The following is a 1,131-nucleotide window of genomic DNA, read 5'->3' on the forward strand; positions in this document are numbered from 1 at the left end:
GTCATCGTCGACCTGGACGCCGAAGTCACGGGCCAGCCCGGCGAGGCCGTCGGCATAGCCCTGGCCGAGCGCCCGGACCTTCCAACCACCCCCACGCTGGTAGATCTCCGCGAGCAGGAGAACGGTCTCGTGGTGTGGCCGTGGTGGGGTGAACCGCACGATGAGGGACCCGTCCCGGCCACGGATGTCCAGGACCGGTGACGGCAACCGCCCGAGCACCAAAGCCGCGTCGGCCGGGCTCACGACGACGACCACCCTGGTCGCCGCGGGACGCAGCCGGTCCGGGTCGATGCTGGCGCCGTCGCCGGTCAGCCGGGCTCCGGGTGCGGACGGCTGGTTGTAGAAGACGAAGTCCTCGTCCGCGGCGACCTTCCCGTTCTCACTGGTGACGAGGAGCGACAGGTCGAACGGTCCGGCCACGCGAACGGACAGAGCACCGTCCGGCAACGACCGGTTGGCACCGGCAACCAACTCAAGCATGATCACTCCGGGTAGGTGGACGTCGTCATCCAGTACCGATGGATCCCTGCATGTGAATCCCTGCATTCAGCAGCGACCAAGGATTGGACGTCCGGCTTGACGCCCTGTCCTCGGTCGCTCCTACAAGGACGAACAAGTGTCACGTATCGTCCCGGTCGGCGTGGCGCCGGCACCGGTTCCCAGGTCCGGACGTCCGATGCCCGGACGATGATCGAAAGATCTTCCGTACTTGGGCGAACGCGCCCGATAAGGTCACATTTCGGCTGCGTCCATGGGTGTTAGTGTCCCGGCATGGCCGAGACGGTGTCCGCCCCACGCGGATCCTCATCCATCCCAGATGTGCCCGCCGTAGCCGGCGGCGGGCCGGCAGAAGCCTCGGAGTCGGCGCCGGTGACCCCGTCGACGCAGGCAGCACCGGCGCAGGCACCGGCAGGACCGGCGCAGACACCGGCACCGCAGGCACGGACACCGGCACCCGGATCTGCGCCCGTGGGCTCCTCGCCGGCGCCGATCGCCAGAACCTCGATCGGGCGGTCCGTCAGGCTCTTCCGCGCCGCTCGGCGCGAACCGGTCGACCCGGCCTGCTTCTACTCGCTGCTCGCCGCCGACTCGGTGCACCAGCTCAGCCACTTCACCGCTCTGGCCGGCTCC

General features: G+C 69.1%; 1 protein-coding gene and 1 pseudogene. One reads left to right on the plus strand and one right to left on the minus strand.

What is annotated here, in order from left to right:
* On the minus strand, positions 1-480 hold a 480-nt coding region (locus DD1DGNOD_RS22540; protein WP_165036971.1), incomplete at its 3' end, for a TerD family protein.
* A 291-nt stretch (positions 481-771) separates the two neighbouring features.
* Here DD1DGNOD_RS22540 and DD1DGNOD_RS30100 point away from each other — a divergent pair.
* A pseudogene (locus DD1DGNOD_RS30100) lies at positions 772-1,131 on the plus strand (methyltransferase type 11); the annotation flags it as partial.

Origin of the sequence: Candidatus Protofrankia californiensis, assembly GCF_900634765.1 — a bacterium.
GTDB classification, from domain to species: domain Bacteria; phylum Actinomycetota; class Actinomycetes; order Frankiales; family Frankiaceae; genus Protofrankia; species Protofrankia californiensis.